Below are 17,019 nucleotides of genomic sequence, written 5' to 3' on the forward strand. Positions count from 1 at the left end.
GTTGGGGATGTCGCGCCAGCCGCAAGGAGCAAACAACAATGAAAAATCTTTCCGAAATGCTAAAGAAAGCCCAGGAAATGCAGGCCCGGATGGGCGACATGCAGGCCGAACTTGACCATGTTGAGGTCGAAGGCACGGCGGGCGCCGGCATGGTGAAAGTGGTGCTGACGGGCAAGGGCGATATGAAATCCGTGTCGCTCGACCCGTCGATCTTCTCAAGTGAAGACAAGGAAGTGGTCGAGGACCTGATTGTCGCAGCGCACAACCAGGCCAAAACCAAAGTGGCTGACGCAGCGGCAGAGAAGATGAAAGACCTCACCGGCGGCCTGGACCTGCCACCCGGTTTCAAGATGCCTTTCTGAAAGTTGGATGTTACCCGATGCAAATTAGCACAACGGCCGCCAAGACACTTGAAGAGCGATATCAGTTGCGGTCTTCGGGGTTTCGTCTGACGGGGCCTCTCAAGTTTGAGCCTGAAGCCCGTATTTGGAACGCACGCCGTATCCAGTCGGTTCAGATCGGTAAATTCAGTTCAATAAGCCCGCAGGCAGTAGTGGTCAGGGTACGAATGGGGCGTTATTGCTCTATCGGGCACCAAGTGGAAATCGGGATGTCTCGTCATCCTGTGGGCTGGCTGACGACGTCCGCAGCTACTTACGCGCCGGAAAAAATCTCACCGAAATTGTCTCAAGAGAGTAATGATTTCGACAGCAAGCCGGAAGATACCTTCATCGGGGACGATGTATGGATTGGTGCACATGTGTTGGTCCCTGGCGGGATTAAAATTGGCACAGGCGCCATCGTCGCTGCAGGGTCTGTGGTGACCAAAGATGTTCCCCCTTATGCCATAGTTGGCGGAAATCCAGCGCGAGTGATCAAATACCGGGTGGATGAAGAGTTGATTGAGCCGCTGCTTGAAAGCAAGTGGTGGGAATATGACGTCTTTAGCGCTGGCAAACGCGAGCAGATAGATTTCGAAAATCCAGCTGAGGCTCTGGAAACGATTGAAAAGTTGAAGCAGGCAGCCGAGCTTGAGCTATTGGAGCAGGTTTGGTTTCGCGTATATACCAAAGGTGAAAATCTTCACGTTGTGTCATGATCCAGCGAGATGCTTCACCTACTGACCAGCTTCAAGATGCCGTTATAGAGGAACATGTGTTTACACATCTGATCGAGCAGCATTTCACAATATTAGTGATCGTCTTTGTTGCGGGCTATCTGCTCGCGAAGATACCAGCAGTTTTGTGGGCTATCAGACAAGATCAAGACCGTCAGAAACTTTTGGCTTTGGGAAAGGCTGAAAAAAAAGTCCGCCAGCGCGCTTGGATTCTGGATCCGTTTGAAGCCAAATCGTCGACTTCCTTGCCCGAGACTTTAAAAAGCCAGATTGCGCTATTGACACCGCAAGATGGTATCCTGATGGCCAATGTTGAGGCAGACAGGCATGATTATGCCGCCCGAGAACTCCAAGCGTCAGATTTCTTTGAGGTCTATCCGGATGCCAGCAAGGAGTCCATCGCAAATGCGCTTATACTCGCTAACGCACTGATGGCCAAGGTCACTTGGATTGGAGAGGCCTGCCGTAGTGAACTTGTTGCTGCCGAGCAAATAAAGGGCTATCTAAAACAGCACCATCCGGGGTTTGAGGCGGCAAGTTACGATGCGGTAATCCATTATAGCATTGTTGCAACCCGGTAGGTGTCATGGCGGACAAAAGCTTCACTTACATTCTTGGTAGTGTGAAAGACGGCAAGGCCCGTAATTTGTTGCCTTGAAAAAGCCGGCTTTTTCCCCCTATCGTTAGCGACAGCGTGATTGTCAGTGATGGGGGAATGACATGGCAACCAATCAAAATCTTCTGCAATTTGTCGAAAAGGCGCTCGGGAAAGGCCAAGGCCGCGAGGATATAGCGACTGCCCTTGAAGCTGCAGGCTGGGACAAAGGCGAGATCAAAAAGGCCCTGGCCGCTTTCGCCCCGATGGATTTTCCGGTTCCCGTTCCAAGCAAGCATTATTCACTGGCCGCGCGGGACACAGTTTTCTACCTGTTCCATTTCTGCGCCCTTTATCTGGCGAGCTGGGGCATCATTTTCCTGTTCTTCAATATCCTTGATTTCACTATTCCAGATGCGTCCAATTCCATGAATGCCGATTATATCGAAGGCAATATTCGCTACTGGGTCGCTTGGTCGATTGTTTTCGTTCCAGCTTACCTCATCGCTGCATGGAAAGCAGAGCAGCGCACAAAGCAGGACCCTAATTGCCCCATGTCCAGCGGCCGACAGTGGCTGACCTATCTGACCTTGTTTCTGGCCGGGATGACGGCGCTTGGTGATCTGGTAGCCCTTATTTACCACTTTCTGGACGGCGCCGCGACGATGCGGTTTTTGTTGAAGGTGGCTGTGGTTGCTGGCGTGTCCGGTGGTGTTCTTCTCTACTATTTTCGGTCAATCAAGGCGGTTGAAGATGCGGAGGCTGGTGATGCAGCCTAGTTCGTCCGCTAAACTGTTCCTGGGCATTGCAGCAGCCCTGACCCTTTTGTTGGTCATTGTTGGCACCGTGCTGGTGCGCTCGCCTTCTGAAATGAAGCTGGTGAAAATGGATCAAAAGCGGGTGCAGCACTTGCAGCAGCTTGCCCAATCGGTGCGTGTTTTTTATCGGGGCGAAAAGGCCTTGCCGGAAACTTTGGTTGCCCTGAAGGAACGAGATGACCGCGTCAAGCTGTCTGCCGATCCTGTTTCGGGGAGAAGCTATCAGTATCATTCTATCGGCGAGACTTCGTTTGAGCTTTGCGCTACATTTTCTTTGTCCACCCTTGAAGGCGACCGGCCAATGTATGGATTGATATATGACGTGGACTGGCGGCACCCTGCCGGTGACTATTGCTTCAAAATCGATATTGATAGCCAGAATGACCTGCGCGGGCTTTGAGTATCCCTGCTTCGTTTATGTCCTCGGGAGCGTGAAGGACGGCAAGGCTCGCACCTATGTGGGCTGGACCAGGGATGTGGAGGCGCGGCTTGCGTCCCACAACGCGGGCACCGGTGCCAAATCCACCCGCGGGCGAGAGTGGGTGGTTTTGCATACAGAAGAGTTTAAAACACGCGGCGAGGCCATGAGCCGGGAATGGCACTTGAAACGCGACCGGAAATTCCGCAAAAAGCTGGTGGAAGAGTTTTTGAAAGGCCAATAGATGCCCCGTTCCCACGGCAGTGAAATTGATACGCTTATCCAGCTCCTGGCCAGGCTGCCCGGTCTTGGGCCACGGTCTGCACGGCGGTCCACGCTGCAGCTTCTCAAGAAACGCGACACCGTGATGAAGCCGCTCGCGGACGCCCTTCACATGGTGGCGGACAAGATTGTCATCTGCGATACCTGCGGCAATATCGATACCCACAATCCCTGCCATGTGTGTGAAGACACGCGGCGTGACCGCAGCCTGGTGTGCGTGGTTGAGGATGTCGCCGACCTTTGGGCGCTTGACCGGTCCGAGACCTTCAAGGGGCTTTATCATGTTTTGGGCGGCACACTTTCGGCACTCGATGGTGTGGGCCCAGACGAGTTGAATATCACCCCACTGATTGACCGCGTTCAAACAGGCGAAGTGCAGGAGGTGATCCTGGCGCTTAACGCCACAGTAGACGGGCAGACCACCAGCCACTATCTGGCGGAGCGGCTGTCGGGTAGCGGGGTAAAGGTTACGGCGCTGGCGCACGGCGTGCCCGTGGGCGGCGAGTTGGATTATCTGGATGATGGTACGCTGGCGGCAGCGCTGCGTGCCCGAGGGAGTATAAGCTGATGACAGACCATGTGAAGCACAAGGGCGGCTGCCACTGCGGCGCAGTGACGTTTGAACTGACAGCCCCGGCAACACTCAAGGGAAAGCGCTGCAACTGCAGCATCTGCAGCATGACAGGCTTCATCCATGTGTTTGCAACAAAGGACGAATTCCGCATCACATCAGGCGCGGACAACCTGACTGACTACCGTTTCAATACAGGCACTGCGCAGCACCTCTTTTGCAAAACCTGCGGTGTCAAAAGCTTTTACGTGCCCCGCAGCCATCCGGACGGCTGGTCGGTCAACCTCAACTGTATCGACAAAACGACGGTTACGGACATTGATGTCGCTGATTTTGACGGCGCTAACTGGGAAGCCAATATTGCTGGCCTGCGCTCCGAAGGCGCTTAAGGTACAGCAAATCCCCCAAAAAGAGGGTCGGGGCCTGCGCGCTTTGGCAACAGACCCCGAGGGGAGCCCAGGCGTCAGCCAGGGGCTCGGGAGTGTGAAACGTCTCTCTAAGGGGAATATCCCCACCTATCATCGCAAATCGGAAGGCCGAGTTGGGCGGCCAACCATCGTCACTCGGGAATATTCTCATCCGCTTGAGATTGAAAATACTCTTCCAGTGCGAGCATCAAAACTAGAAAGAATTTAGGTGGGGTTTTAGCCCAGCAGGCGGTTGATCACGTCTTCATAGATGTCGGTCAGCGCTTCGATGTCGGCTACGGCCACATGCTCGTCGATCTTGTGCATGGTGGCACCGACAAGGCCGAATTCCACCACAGGGCACATGTCCTTGATGAAGCGGGCGTCCGATGTGCCGCCGGTGGTCGATAGCTCGGGCGTTACACCAAGCCGGGCGCTTGCGGCTTCCTGCACGGCGTCCGAAAGCGGCCCCGCGGGTGTCAGGAAGCTGTCGCCACTGAGCCACCAGTCGATCTCATAATCCACACCCGCGCCATCCATGCGGCGGGTTAGTTCCGCGCGCAGGGCTTCGGGGGTGAATTCATTATTGAAACGCACGTTGAAGCGCGCCTTGGCCTCGGCGGGGATCACATTGTGGCTTTCGTTGCCCACGTGAACATTCACGATCTCAAGGTTAGAGGGCTGAAAGCGGTCGTTCCCGTCATCAAGTGGGCCATCCAGCGTGGCCAGCAGCTTGACCATATCCGGGATCGGGTTCTTGGCCACATGCGGGTAGGCCACATGGCCCTGCGTGCCCTTGACCGTCACGATGCCGTGCAGGCTGCCGCGGCGGCCTATCTTGATCATCTGGCCCATCTCCGTCGGGTTGGTGGGCTCGCCCACCAGGCACATGTCTATCTGCTCGTTGCGCTCGCGCATCCAGTCCAGCACCTTTTTGGTGCCATTGACCGCGTCGCCTTCCTCATCGCCTGTGATCAGAAGCGAGATCGAGCCTTTCGGCGTTCCCTTGGCAAGGCGGCGCTCAACCGCAACCACGAAGGCGGCGATGGCGGATTTCATGTCAGAGGCGCCGCGGCCATATAGCTGGCCGTCGCGCACTTCAGCAGTGAAGGGGTCAACTGACCAATGGTCCTTCGCACCCACGGGAACCACATCTGTGTGACCGGCAAAGCAGAAGTTCGGGGCCTCACTCCCTAGCCGGGCATAGAGGTTCGGGACAGGGGCATAGCCTTCTTCCTCGAACACCAGTTTTTCGCACTTGAAGCCCATCTCGGTCAGGTAGCTTGCAAGCAGATCCAGCGCGTCGCCCTTGTCTGGGGTCACGCTTTCAAGGCGGATCAGTTCCTGGCTGAGGGTAATGGGGTCAAGGCCTGCCATGGGTTAGTCTCTCAACAACTCGTTCACCGAGGTTTTGGATCGCGTGCGCTCATCCACCCGTTTCACGATTACGGCGCAGGCCAGATTGGGGCCCGGTGTGCCGTCTGGAAGCGGTTTGCCCGGCAGCGTGCCAGGCACCACAACACTATAGGCCGGAACGCGGCCCATGAACACTTCGCCGGTGTTGCGGTCAACAATCTTGGTGGATGCGCCGATGAACACGCCCATGGAAAGGACAGCGCCTTCCTCAATAACCACACCTTCCGCCACTTCGGAGCGCGCGCCGATGAAACAGTTGTCTTCGATAATCACCGGGCCTGCCTGCAGGGGCTCCAGCACGCCGCCAATACCTGCGCCGCCTGAGATATGCACATTCTTGCCAATCTGGGCACAGCTGCCCACGGTGGCCCAGGTGTCAACCATGGTGCCTTCGTCCACATAGGCGCCCAGGTTCACGAACGACGGCATTAGTACTGCACCCTTGCCGATAAAGGCAGAGCGGCGCACGATGGCGCCCGGCACGGCGCGGAAGCCTGCGTCGCGGAAGCGGTTTTCACCCCAGCCTTCGAACTTGGAGGGCACCTTGTCCCACCAGTTGGTATTTTCACCCGGGCCGCCGGCGATGGTTTCCATGTCATTGAGGCGGAACGACAGCAGCACGGCTTTCTTCAGCCACTGGTTCACCACCCATTCGCCACTTTCCTTGCTGGCCACGCGGGCTTCGCCACTGTCGAGCAGGTTCAGCGCGGCTTCGACAGCGTCGCGGATTTCGCCGGTGGTTGCGGCAGAGGCCTGGTCGCGATTGTCGAACGCGTCGTTGATGATGGTTTCCAGTTGGCTCATGGGTGCGGTTCCTTGGGCTTAAGGTCGTTCACAAAAATCGCAAGAACAATAGCGTCCGCGCCCCTCAAGTCAATCGCGGGAACAGGCTGGCCGCCCTAGAATTCCTAACCTACCGGTTTAAAAAAGCGTGCAGCCAGGTTGCCAGATTGCCGGTTTCCGCATGCACGGTTTCCGGGTCGTGGTCTGCCTTGCCCCAGATATTGCCTGTGTTGATCCACACCGTGGCCATGCCCATGGCGTGCGCTGGCACAAGGTTGCGGGCCATGTCTTCAAACATCACGGCGCGCTTGGGGTCAATGTCGTATTTGGCGACGAACTTGTCGTACACTTGCGGTTTCGGTTTGGGCTCCAGGTCCGCTTCGTGAATGTCGAAGATATCTTCGAACAGGTCGTCAATACCAAGGCGGTCCAGCACCTTGGCGGCGTATTTCGCGTCTGCATTGGTGAATACCACCCTGCGGCCATCCAGCCGGGTGATGGCATCGCGCAGATGATCGTCGCGCTCAATCGGTGCGAAGTCGATATCATGCACGCTGTCCAGATAATGGTATGGGTCCACCGAATGGTGCGCCATCAGGCCCTTCAGCGTGGTGCCGTGTTCCAGCAGATACTGTTTCTGTACCTTGCGGGCGTCCTCGGCGTTCAGGCCAAGAAGCGTCTGCACATATTCGCCGATCTTCTGGTCGATCTGGCTGAACAGGTTGCATTCCGCCGCATAAAGCGTGTTATCAAGATCGAAAACCCAGGCATCGCGCGGGGTGTCGAAGGTGGGGTGAAAGCTTTGCTTTTTAAAATCCAACATGGTGCATATGATACTGCAATAATTGTCATTAAAGCTAGATTAACCGCAAGCAACATAGTTTTTATGACAGGGGGCCAGATTTCAGGCAATCTGGAGCTGGAAGCGAAAGGGAAAATGTGGCGCCACTGAAGAAAATGGCAGGTATTTCAGGCAGTTTGAGCCGGTCGAAGTCCAGCGCCTTCCGCGTTGCGGCAGGTGGAGATGTGCTGGACCAAAGCCCGTCTGCGGGCCCGCTAGTGGCCTTGTGGCAGCAAGATGAGGGTCCGCTGCATCACACGGTTCATGAAGCACTGACATCCGGCCTGCCAACGGACGCCCGCATCGAGGACGGTAAGGGCTCAACCTACTGGCTGGTGGCCGTGCCGCAGGGCAATGAGGTCGTGGTGGTGACGCGCGATACAACTCTGCCCGACAAAGTGACCGAAGCGCTTCTGAAAAGCCGCACCATGCTGAAGGAGCTTTTGGACGGCGCGGTCGATTTGTCTTTCGAGCTTGATGAAAACTACAGGTTCCGCTTTGTGTCGCCTCACGAAGCGTTCGGGCAGGATACGGAACAGTGGCTTGGCCGGAACGCCACGCGCATTTTCTGGCCGGATGGCGAGGCACCTGTACGCAATCCTTTCACAGCAAAGCGCGAGGCGCAGTTTGATAATGTCCCGGCTCTGTTTGAAGGCGATAGCCGTCGCTGGCTGCATTTCAATGTGCATCCGCTTGTAAATGAACGCGGTGAGCAGACCGGCCTTCGGGGCACGTGCCGCGACATGACAGACCGCTATATGGCCGCCCGAAAGACAAAGCAGGACGGCCTGCGGTTCATGCTTTTGCAGCGGATCACCCGCATCCTGAATACGGCTGAAAGCGCCGATGACCTGTTCGACAGTGCGTCGGCCGCACTTCAGGAAGTGCTGCGAGCCGATATGGTATGGGCAGCGATGCATTATGAAGAAGGCCTCGTGCCCAGTTCCATCGTCGGCAGCTATCAGGAAATACTGGATATGGACTCCATCTGGGCCAGCCTGGTTGCAGCTGAAGACCATGTGTTGCCATTTGAAAGCACGGGAGAGCGCCAGCATCTTGCGCTCAGGATGCAGCGGGGGGACAAGAGCCTCGGCATGATGATTGTCAGCCGGGATACGAAAGTCAGCCCTTGGTCGGACCTTGAAGTGGAGCTTTTGAGCGGTGTCGTTGAAGTGCTGACAGCGGCGTTTGGCAAGGCGGAACTCATCGACACACTTTACCGCCTGTCCAGCAAGGACGAGCTGACCGGGCTGATGAACCGTCGTGCGCTTCTGGAAGCGGTGGAACGGCGCCTTAAGCACCAGTGCCGCACAGGCCTTTCAGGCTGTCTGGTTTTTATTGATCTGGACCATTTCAAGGAAGTCAACGACACACTGGGGCACCGGGCGGGTGATCAGGCGCTCAAGGGTGTCGCCAAGCATATGCAGGCCATGATCAGGCCGTGCGATTTTGCGGGGCGCTATGGCGGTGATGAATTCATCCTCTGGCTGGAGGATATGGATAGCGACGTTGCGGCCAAGAAGGCCGAAAGCCTGATCGCGGCCATGCCTGCCATTCGGAGTGAGATCGGCGGAGACGGTCTGCGGCTGAATGCATCGATCGGAGTTTGCCCATCGGTTGCGGGGGTGGATTTGACGTTCGAGAAATTGGCCGATCGCGCCGATGCGGTTCTGTATGAAGTTAAAGAAGCGGGGCGTGGCCATGTGGCTATTGCACCGACAAGCGAGGCCCCGGGTGATACCGCGGCGGGGGAAGAGGAAGACTGATGCTGGGTAAATTGAAGGCATTGCTTGGGGGCAAGTCCGATAAAGATAAAGCGTTGCCCGAAACGCTGACCAAGGAAGACGAGCAAAGGATTCTGGAGACCGGGTCTGAGGGGCAAAAGCAGGCCCTTGCGAACCGCACAGATGCCCGGCCAGAAGTGCTCTATTTTCTAGCCGAGGATGCATCGCCAGAAATTCGCCGGGCGATTGCCCAGAACCCGTCCACGCCGATCCAGGCTGCAGAGAAGTTGACGAGCGATGAGGATGAAGAAGTCCGTTCAGAACTCGCCCGTAAGATCGGCCGGCTGATACCGGGCCTCAAGCCGGGCGAACAGACCGCCCTCAGGGAAAAGGCCATCAAGGTGCTGGAAGCCCTGGCGGCTGACCAGCTGCCGAAGGTGCGGGCCTATGTGGCGGAAGAGATCAAGAGCGCAGACAGCGTGCCGAAGGCCATTGTCGACAGGCTGGCGCGCGATGTTGAAGAGATTGTCTGTGGGCCGATCCTCCAGTATTCGCCCCTTCTGAACGATGATGACCTGCGTGAGATCATTGCGGCTGGTGTGTCTGGTGGGGCGCTGAAGTCCATTGCCAGCCGAGCCTTGGTCAGCGAAGAGATTTCCCAGGACATTGCGGCCACGTTGGATGTGCCAGCAATTTCCACGCTCCTGACCAACCCAAACGCGCAGATCCGCGAAGACACGCTGGACCAGATTATCGATCACGCCAAGACAGTGGAAGACCTGCACGCGCCGGTGGCGCTGCGCCCGCAACTGTCGATCCGGGCGATGAAGCGGATCGCTGGTTTTGTGGCTTCAGCCCTTGTTCACGCCATGATGGAGCAGGCGGAACTGCCTGAAGAACAGGCGGAAGAGCTCCTGGAGAGAGTGCGAGACCGGCTGCACAGTGAACGCGTCGGCGATGAAGAAGAGGACAAGCTGGCGAAGCAGGCCATGGAGTATTTCGAAAAGGGCGCGCTGGATGACAAATTCGTCCATGACCAGATCGAGGAAAACCGGCGAGAGCTTTTAATGCAATGCCTTGCCGTAATGGCTGATATCCCGGCAAAAACCGTACGCCAGATTGTTAATTCCAAGAGCGGCAGGGCCGTGACGGCACTGGCCTGGAAAGCGAAGCTTTCAATGCGCACGGCCTATGAACTTCAGACAAAGTTCGCCTTGGTGCCCAAAGCACAGCTTCTGAATGCCAAGGATGGCAAGGACTATCCGATCGACGACAACGAGCTTGAATGGCATCTCAGCTATTTTGTCGAGCAGGCTGATTAGGTCGGGCTATGGCAGGAACCCGACAGGAAAGCGACTCTTTAGGCACCATTGATGTGCCGGCGGACCGTTTGTGGGGTGCGCAGACCGAACGGTGCCTGATGAATTTCCCGATCGGGACTGAGGTGATGCCCATACCGTTCGTTCGTGCTCTGGGGTATCAAAAAAAGGCTGCCGCACTGGCGAACAAGGATATTGGTCTTCTGGATGGCAGGCTGGCTGACGCCATTGCGGCGGCAGCGGGCGAGGTAGCGGCCGGCCTGCATGACGCCGAATTTCCTTTGCCTGTATGGCAGACCGGCAGCGGTACCCAGAGCAACATGAACGCCAATGAGGTGATCGCCAACCGTGCGAGCGAAATGCTTGGCGGCAAGCGGGGCGCCAAGGAACCGGTGCACCCGAACGATCACGTCAATATGGGGCAATCGTCGAACGATACGATTCCCACCGCGATGCTTGTCTCAGCCGTGCAGGAACTATCTGGCCGGTTGTTGCCTGCACTGGACGGCATGACCGCATCCATCGCTGCGTTTCGGCAAAGATTTGGTGATGTGATCAAGCTCGGGCGTACCCATTTTCAGGACGCCACACCCATCACGCTCGATCAGGCCTTTTCGGCCTATCAGGCGCAGCTGGAGGCTGTGTTGGCCGCGTTCACGCAGCAATTGCCACGCCTGAGCGAATTGCCGCAAGGTGGGACGGCAGTGGGTACCGGGCTGAATTGCCATCCGGATTTTGCGGCGGCTTTCTGCCGCCATATCTCCGACCTGACGGGCCTGTCCTTCAGCCCGGCCCCCAACAAGTTCGCGGGCATCAGTGCTCATGACGAACTTGTGGCGCTTTCAGGTGCCTTGAATGGTGCAGCGGCGGCGCTGATGAAAATCGCGGGCGATATCCGGCTGATGGGGTCTGGCCCGCGCGGCGGGCTTGCGGAGCTTCTATTGCCCAAGAACGAACCTGGCTCGTCCATCATGGCGGGCAAGGTGAATCCAACACAGGTAGAGGCGCTGACCATGGTGTGCGCGCAAGTGATGGGCAACCATACCACTGTCACCATTGCAGGCAGCCAGGGGCAGCTGGAGCTGAACGCCTATAAGCCGGTGATTATCTATAATGTGCTTCAATCGATCAGGCTTCTTTCAGATGCGGTGGATAGTTTCACCAAGCGCTGTCTTGATGGGTTGAAGCCAGACCGTGACCGAATTGACGCGCTGCTCAAAAGCTCGCTGATGCTTGCCACGTCACTGGTGCCTCACATTGGCTATGACAAGACGGCGGAAATAGCCCGTTTGGCGAACGATGAAAAGCTGCTCTTGAAGGAAGCGGCGCTCAGACTTGGCTATATTTCGGAAGAAGATTTCGACCGCTGGACAGACCCATCGAAGATGATCGCCCCATCAGGGGATTGAGTGAGAAGCACGACGTACCGTGCTTCTCCTGTTTGCCATAGTATCGCTAAAGGCCTTTAGAAGTCGATCATGGCCGACGCAAGATCGGCTGATGAGACGCCATCCAGATACACGCTGGTACCTTCACCGGTTTCGATATAGACGCCAAACACCACACCTTCATCCACCTGATCAAAAGTGTGCGCAAGCAGGCTCTCGAGGTCGGTGAAGTCGATCTCAGTTCCAGAGAAATCAAGCCGATCCTCTGTCACGTCAAACCCATGGACCGTATCGTTGCCATGCCCTGCTTGGAAAATGAAGGTGTCGGCTTCTTCGCTGGCGATGAAGGTGTCATCGGCCTTCGTGCCTTCGCCGCCGCCTTCAATGATGTTTTCCTCAACAGGATCAATGTCCGCGTCTGGTGGTGGTCCTGCACCGTCGCCGATTCCGCCACCGGGTTCTACAGGCATGATGGTTACTTCGCCATCATCTGCACCGGTTTCGCCTTCGCCGTCTGGAATGGGGCCAGCGCCGTCTCCGATGCCGCCATCGGGTTCTACAGGCATGATGGTTACTTCGCCATCATCTGCACCGGTTTCGCCTTCGCCGTCTGGAATGGGGCCAGCGCCGTCTCCGATGCCGCCATCGGGTTCTACAGGCATGATGGTTACTTCGCCATCATCTGCACCGGTTTCGCCTTCGCCGTCTGGAATGGGGCCAGCGCCGTCTCCGATGCCGCCATCGGGTTCTACAGGCATGATGGTTACTTCGCCATCATCTGCACCGGTTTCGCCTTCACCATCGGGAATGGGTCCGGCGCCGTCTCCGATGCCACCATCGGGTTCGACCGGCATTGGATCTTCAAGCGGTATTGGTCCGGCGCCGTCTCCGATGCCACCATCGGGTTCGACCGGCATTGGATCTTCAAGCGGTATTGGTCCGGCGCCGTCTCCGATGCCACCATCGGGTTCGACCGGCATGGGGCTTCCAAGTGGTATTGGTCCCGCCCCATCTCCGATGCCACCATTGGGCTCCACGGGGAAAACAAGCTCACCGCCACCTGCGGTTTGCCCTATCAGCCCCCTGATTTGATCACCCGACACGTCTGATGGCATGTCGAGCGTCACCGTGGTTTGGGGGATGGCAAAACCGCCAGGCCCTCCAAAGTTCCACGCCCCAGTCATGTAGATCAAAAGTCCTCTCCTTATTTTGATCAATTGTCCAGAATGTCCGGCCGTGATTACGGCCAGGGGTTGAATTGTGGAAATCAGGGGCTGAACCCAATATGAACGGAAAATTCAGAAAAGCCTTTTCCTGTTAAGGAATGGCATTCTTCTTCGATGTGTCTTGTGGAAAAAGGCTGATTTGAGCCATTTTCTCCTGGAGGTTGGGTCACACCTGCTTCTCTGCAGCCCATGCTCCAAGACAAAGGAGGCCGAAAGGGCCCCCTTGTTCCTTCATTTTGCCGCTTATCGCGAAAGGGTCAGTGCGCAGGCCGTATCAGCGTACCTGCACCGCGCTCGGTGAAGATTTCAAGCAGCATGGCATGCTTGACCCGGCCGTCCAGGATAACCGCACCTTTAACGCCGGCTTCCACGGCCTTGATGCAGGTTTCCACCTTGGGGATCATGCCGCCGGTGATGGTGCCGTCCGCCTTGAGGCGCGCGATGTCCTCCGGGTCCAACTCCGTCAGCATTTCCTTGTCTTTGCTGAGTACGCCCGGCACGTCTGTCAGCAGGAAGAAACGCCGTGCGCCCAGTGCCCCGGCGATGGCCCCCGCCATTGTATCGGCATTGATGTTATAGGTATTGCCGTCTTCGCCAGCCGCGATGGGTGAGATCACGGGGATGATGCCGTTGGCCATGCTTTGCTTGAGGACGGTCGGGTCGACATGCGTGGGTTCGCCCACGAAACCCAGGTCGATTACCTTCTCGATATTGCTGTCCGGGTCTGGCTTGGATTTTTCCATCTTGGTGGCGGTGACCAGCTTGCCGTCTTTGCCTGACATGCTGATGGCCCGGCCACCTGCCGCGTTGATGTCAGCGACGATGGATTTGCTGATAGAGCCACACAGCACCATTTCGGCGATATCCACAGTTGCTTTGCAGGTCACGCGAAGGCCGTCAACAAAGTCGGTCTCGATCGAGAGCTTCTTGAGCATTTCGCCAATCTGTGGGCCGCCTCCATGGACAACCACTGGGTTGATGCCCACCTGTTTCAAAAGCGTGATGTCCTGGGCGAACTGGCGTGCCAGCGCGTCATCGCCCATGGCATGTCCGCCGTATTTGATAACGAAGGTTTCGCCAGCATATTTGCGCATGTAGGGAAGCGCTTCGACGAGCGTGGCTGCTTTCTTCTGCAGAATTTTCATATCGCGGTCCACTGTGATCATGGCCTTGTTCCATCAATGAGGGTGACAAAAAGATGTAAGGCCAAGGCTGGCCCTAGTCAAATCGATACCCGCCAAAGTTTGTTGGTCGGTCGTCCGTCAGCATGACCCCCATCGTCATCATAAGCTGTGATGCATAATAAGCGGCCCATATGAAATAGCCGACATACTCTGGGGCTCCCATGAACTCGCGTGCGCCAATAGCGGCATCCGACAGCACGAACAACACAGCCCCGATGCCAGTCAAGCGGAACGGAAATTTGCTGAGCAGCGCAGAGGTTGCCATGGCAGTCAGGACAGCGGTGTAGACATACACATACATGCGCATCTCGCCCAAACCGTCATACAGCATGTAGCCGGAGAAGAAGGCGAACAGCCACAATAGCGACGACAGCCTGACAGGCAGCGTGCTTATGTCGCTCATGGGTTGGCGGTTGGTAAGGTACAGAACGATGAAGAAAATGTGGCCAACCATGAAGCCCATCATGCCGCGCAGGAATGCCTGCCCAGGCGGGTCGGTTGGAATTTCCAGGAGCACATCCCCTGAAACAGAGAATATGAGCGCGAAAAACAAAAGGGCGTGCCCGAATGTGCGTATATTCACGGCAACAAACAGCGCCAGGAAAGACACGGCACTGGCTTTGGAGAGAACGCTCCACAGGATGCCGTCCGGGTGCCATCCGGCCCCGTGAACCACAGCGCCAATGAATGACAGAACAATGAAGATCTGCCCCAGCGCTTCCAGGACCGGTCGTTTGCGGCGGCTAAAGATGCGTGTCACGTGATGCTCCTCCTCGCGCCACTATATGCAGGCTGCTGGGGTTGTCACAAGTCTTTGATTCAAATGTATCAATTTTAACCGCTGCTGTGTAGGGACAGTTTTCAATTGGCATTCTCAATGCGTGCCTTCAACCGCGCGGCGGGGCGCAGCAGCACAAGGTTTGCGGCGGCATACAGGATCAGGATCTGGATAACCGTCAAGCCTGTCGCCAGGAGGGCTGCGGCGATGATGGTACCGCCCGCCATGAAGGCGCTGTTGAATACATTGTTGGCGGCAATCGCACGCGACCGGGCCTCGCGCGGGGTATATTCCTGCAAAATGGTGTAAAGCGGCACGATTACCATGCCTGCCATCATGGCCACACCAATCAGCGCGATAAGCATCGGCCAGTTGGATGGAGCGGCGATAAAGGCCTTCAGACCAACGACAGTTTCAGCAGAAAAGGGCACACTGGGCACTTCTGGTAGGGCCCAAATAAAGGCCAGGCTGACAGCGCCAAGCCCCACAAGGGCACGGGGCGCCAGGCGGGCTGAAATTTCGCCCTTCAAAATGCGGCTGCACAAAAGCGCGCCCGCGCCAATACCGACCGAGAAACAGGCGATCACCAGCGTGATGACTGTTTTGTCCCCGCCCATGCGCGCGTAAACGATTTCGGGTATCTGCGCGATATAGATGGAACCATAAAGCCAGATCCAGCTGATGCCGATGATGGCTGGGCGTGCGATATCATTTTGCCATGCGCTTTTCAGAAGCGTGCCGGTTGAGGTGAAGATATTCACCCGGATGTCCAGGTTGGGCGCGGCCTGCCCGGTTTTGGGGACCAGCCGCCCTGTCAGCGTGCCGATGACGGCGAAAGCGATCATGATGCCGGAGATGATGAAATTGTCACCGTCCTGGCTGATCACCAGCCCACCCACCAGGATGCCAAGCAGGATGGCAACAAAGGTGCCGGCTTCGATAAGCGCGTTGGCGCCCAGAAGCTCATCTGTTTTCATCAGGTCAGGCAGGACACCATATTTGATCGGGCCGAAGAAGGTGCTCTGGAGCCCCAGCCCGGAAAGCACAGCCACCATCATGTAGAAATTCTGGAAATAGATGGCAAAGCCGCCCACCACCATCAGGCCAATTTCCCAAATCTTGATCCACACGATCTGGTTGGTTTTCTCATACTTGTCGGCAAGTTGCCCGGCAAGCGCGGAAAACAAGAAGAAGGGCAGGATGAACAGCCCGATCGCCAGGTTGGTCAGGATGGACGGCTGGATACCCATCTCGGACGCCAGCTTGACGGTGATCAGGATAACAAGCGCCTGCCGGAACAGGTTATCATTCAGCGCACCAAGAAACTGTGTGATGAAAAGCGGCAGGAAGCGCCTTGTGCCAAACAGCTGCCACTGCGTGCGTCCCACGGGCCCCGGCCTATTCTGCGGCCGCAGTGCGGTGGTGCGAAAGCTCGTGGCTGGCCTGCCGGATAATCTGGAACGAGCCGGACAGGAACAGCGATGCCATGATGCCTGCCACAATCAGGTCCGGCCAGCCGGTGCCGGAAATCCACACGCCGGACGCCGCCACCATCACCATCACGTTGCCGATGGCGTCATTGCGGCTGCAAAGCCACACGGACCGCACGTTGGCGTCACCGTCCTTGAAGCGCATCAGCAGAAGCACGCTCGCAACATTGGCGGCCAGCGCCGCTGCCCCAACGCCGCCCATAATCGCGGCGGTTGGTTGGTTCAGATAGAAAACCGTATAGATGGTGGACCCCAATACCCACAAGCCCATTACCGAAAGGCTGATGCCTTTGAAAAGCGCGGCCTTGGCGCGCAGGCTGCCGGCCTTGCCAATCACATAAAGCGACAGGCCGTAGGTGAAGGTGTCGCCCAGGAAATCAAGCGCATCTGCCTTCAGCGCCTGGCTCTGGCCCACAAAGCCCATGGGCATTTCAAACAGGAACATGGCCGCATTGATGAGGATCACATAGATGAGCGCACGCTTATAGCGCGGGTCCATCCCTTCAAACTTCACATCATGACAGCAGTTCGCACCCATAACAGTCCCTCTGGTTTCGCCCTTATTTGGCCCGATAATATGTTGGTGTGCAAGGCAAATTTCTGGATGATATTCCATTACATGGCTGGATGATATTGCATTACATATTTGCAATTGAAGCCGG

Annotated in this window: 19 protein-coding genes; 11 read left to right on the forward strand and 8 right to left on the reverse strand. The window is 56.8% G+C overall.

Annotated elements, in window-relative coordinates:
• Window positions 1-38: 38 nt before the first annotated feature.
• The 8 genes from KORM41_RS08510 (at window position 39) to KORM41_RS08545 (ending at window position 4,190) form a co-directional block, all read left to right on the forward strand.
• A complete protein-coding gene (locus tag KORM41_RS08510) occupies window positions 39-362 on the forward strand; it encodes a YbaB/EbfC family nucleoid-associated protein (RefSeq protein ID WP_068143416.1) in 324 nt (107 codons plus the stop codon).
• A 17-nt stretch (window positions 363-379) separates the two neighbouring features.
• Entirely contained in the window at window positions 380-1,099 is a 720-nt protein-coding gene (locus tag KORM41_RS08515) for a CatB-related O-acetyltransferase (protein WP_082719643.1), read from the forward strand.
• A complete protein-coding gene (locus KORM41_RS08520) occupies window positions 1,096-1,698 on the forward strand; it encodes a hypothetical protein (RefSeq protein WP_068143420.1) in 603 nt (200 codons plus the stop codon). Before KORM41_RS08515 ends, KORM41_RS08520 begins: the two co-directional genes overlap by 4 nt.
• Window positions 1,699-1,837: 139 nt before the next feature.
• On the forward strand, window positions 1,838-2,491 hold the full coding sequence (locus KORM41_RS08525; protein ID WP_068143422.1) for a DUF5671 domain-containing protein: 654 nt from the start codon (window positions 1,838-1,840) through the stop codon (window positions 2,489-2,491).
• Window positions 2,481-2,930, forward strand: a complete 450-nt coding sequence (locus tag KORM41_RS08530) for a hypothetical protein (RefSeq protein ID WP_068143425.1) — start codon at window positions 2,481-2,483, stop codon at window positions 2,928-2,930. Before KORM41_RS08525 ends, KORM41_RS08530 begins: the two co-directional genes overlap by 11 nt.
• A complete protein-coding gene (locus KORM41_RS08535; RefSeq protein WP_068143428.1) occupies window positions 2,911-3,192 on the forward strand; it encodes a GIY-YIG nuclease family protein in 282 nt (93 codons plus the stop codon). The genes KORM41_RS08530 and KORM41_RS08535 overlap by 20 nt, the downstream gene beginning before the upstream one ends.
• Window positions 3,193-3,798 (forward strand): recombination mediator RecR, encoded by a 606-nt coding sequence (recR, locus tag KORM41_RS08540; protein ID WP_068143430.1) that lies wholly within the window; start codon window positions 3,193-3,195, stop codon window positions 3,796-3,798.
• Complete coding sequence (locus KORM41_RS08545) at window positions 3,798-4,190, forward strand: GFA family protein (protein WP_068143431.1); 393 nt, start codon at window positions 3,798-3,800, stop codon at window positions 4,188-4,190. Before recR ends, KORM41_RS08545 begins: the two co-directional genes overlap by 1 nt.
• Window positions 4,191-4,445: 255 nt before the next feature.
• Here KORM41_RS08545 and dapE read toward each other — a convergent pair whose 3' ends face one another.
• From dapE to KORM41_RS08560, 3 genes are all read right to left on the reverse strand, one after another.
• Window positions 4,446-5,585 (reverse strand): succinyl-diaminopimelate desuccinylase, encoded by a 1,140-nt coding sequence (dapE, locus tag KORM41_RS08550; protein WP_068143433.1) that lies wholly within the window; start codon window positions 5,583-5,585, stop codon window positions 4,446-4,448.
• 3 nt (window positions 5,586-5,588) lie between these two features.
• Window positions 5,589-6,428, reverse strand: coding sequence for a 2,3,4,5-tetrahydropyridine-2,6-dicarboxylate N-succinyltransferase (dapD, locus tag KORM41_RS08555; protein ID WP_068143434.1), 840 nt, complete (start codon window positions 6,426-6,428; stop codon window positions 5,589-5,591).
• Window positions 6,429-6,537: 109 nt separating this feature from the next.
• Window positions 6,538-7,230, reverse strand: coding sequence for a pyrimidine 5'-nucleotidase (locus KORM41_RS08560; RefSeq protein WP_068143436.1), 693 nt, complete (start codon window positions 7,228-7,230; stop codon window positions 6,538-6,540).
• 134 nt (window positions 7,231-7,364) lie between these two features.
• On the opposite strand from KORM41_RS08560, the gene KORM41_RS08565 reads away from it, so the two are divergent.
• The 3 genes from KORM41_RS08565 to fumC are packed head-to-tail and all read left to right on the forward strand — an operon-like array spanning window position 7,365 to window position 11,700.
• A complete protein-coding gene (locus KORM41_RS08565; RefSeq protein WP_231727048.1) occupies window positions 7,365-9,014 on the forward strand; it encodes a sensor domain-containing diguanylate cyclase in 1,650 nt (549 codons plus the stop codon).
• Window positions 9,014-10,294, forward strand: a complete 1,281-nt coding sequence (locus KORM41_RS08570; protein WP_068143439.1) for a DUF2336 domain-containing protein — start codon at window positions 9,014-9,016, stop codon at window positions 10,292-10,294. Before KORM41_RS08565 ends, KORM41_RS08570 begins: the two co-directional genes overlap by 1 nt.
• Before the next feature lie 8 nt (window positions 10,295-10,302).
• Window positions 10,303-11,700, forward strand: coding sequence for a class II fumarate hydratase (fumC, locus tag KORM41_RS08575; protein WP_068143441.1), 1,398 nt, complete (start codon window positions 10,303-10,305; stop codon window positions 11,698-11,700).
• Window positions 11,701-11,756: 56 nt separating this feature from the next.
• On the opposite strand, the gene KORM41_RS08580 is transcribed toward fumC, so the two are convergent.
• The 5 genes from KORM41_RS08580 to KORM41_RS08600 all read right to left on the reverse strand — a co-directional run bounded on the left by KORM41_RS08580 (window position 11,757) and on the right by KORM41_RS08600 (window position 16,895).
• Complete coding sequence (locus tag KORM41_RS08580; protein ID WP_068147197.1) at window positions 11,757-12,872, reverse strand: hypothetical protein; 1,116 nt, start codon at window positions 12,870-12,872, stop codon at window positions 11,757-11,759.
• 290 nt (window positions 12,873-13,162) lie between these two features.
• Window positions 13,163-14,071, reverse strand: a complete 909-nt coding sequence (gene argB / locus KORM41_RS08585) for an acetylglutamate kinase (RefSeq protein WP_082719644.1) — start codon at window positions 14,069-14,071, stop codon at window positions 13,163-13,165.
• Window positions 14,072-14,123: 52 nt separating this feature from the next.
• Window positions 14,124-14,849 (reverse strand): lysoplasmalogenase, encoded by a 726-nt coding sequence (locus tag KORM41_RS08590; protein ID WP_068143445.1) that lies wholly within the window; start codon window positions 14,847-14,849, stop codon window positions 14,124-14,126.
• A gap of 101 nt (window positions 14,850-14,950) precedes the next feature.
• Complete coding sequence (locus KORM41_RS08595) at window positions 14,951-16,255, reverse strand: MFS transporter (protein WP_068143447.1); 1,305 nt, start codon at window positions 16,253-16,255, stop codon at window positions 14,951-14,953.
• Window positions 16,256-16,265: 10 nt separating this feature from the next.
• The gene (locus KORM41_RS08600) at window positions 16,266-16,895 is read right to left on the reverse strand and encodes a cation transporter (protein WP_068143449.1); all 630 of its coding nucleotides are present in this window, start codon (window positions 16,893-16,895) and stop codon (window positions 16,266-16,268) included.
• Between the last annotated feature and the right edge of the window lie 124 nt (window positions 16,896-17,019).

This window comes from Kordiimonas lipolytica (assembly GCF_001550065.1).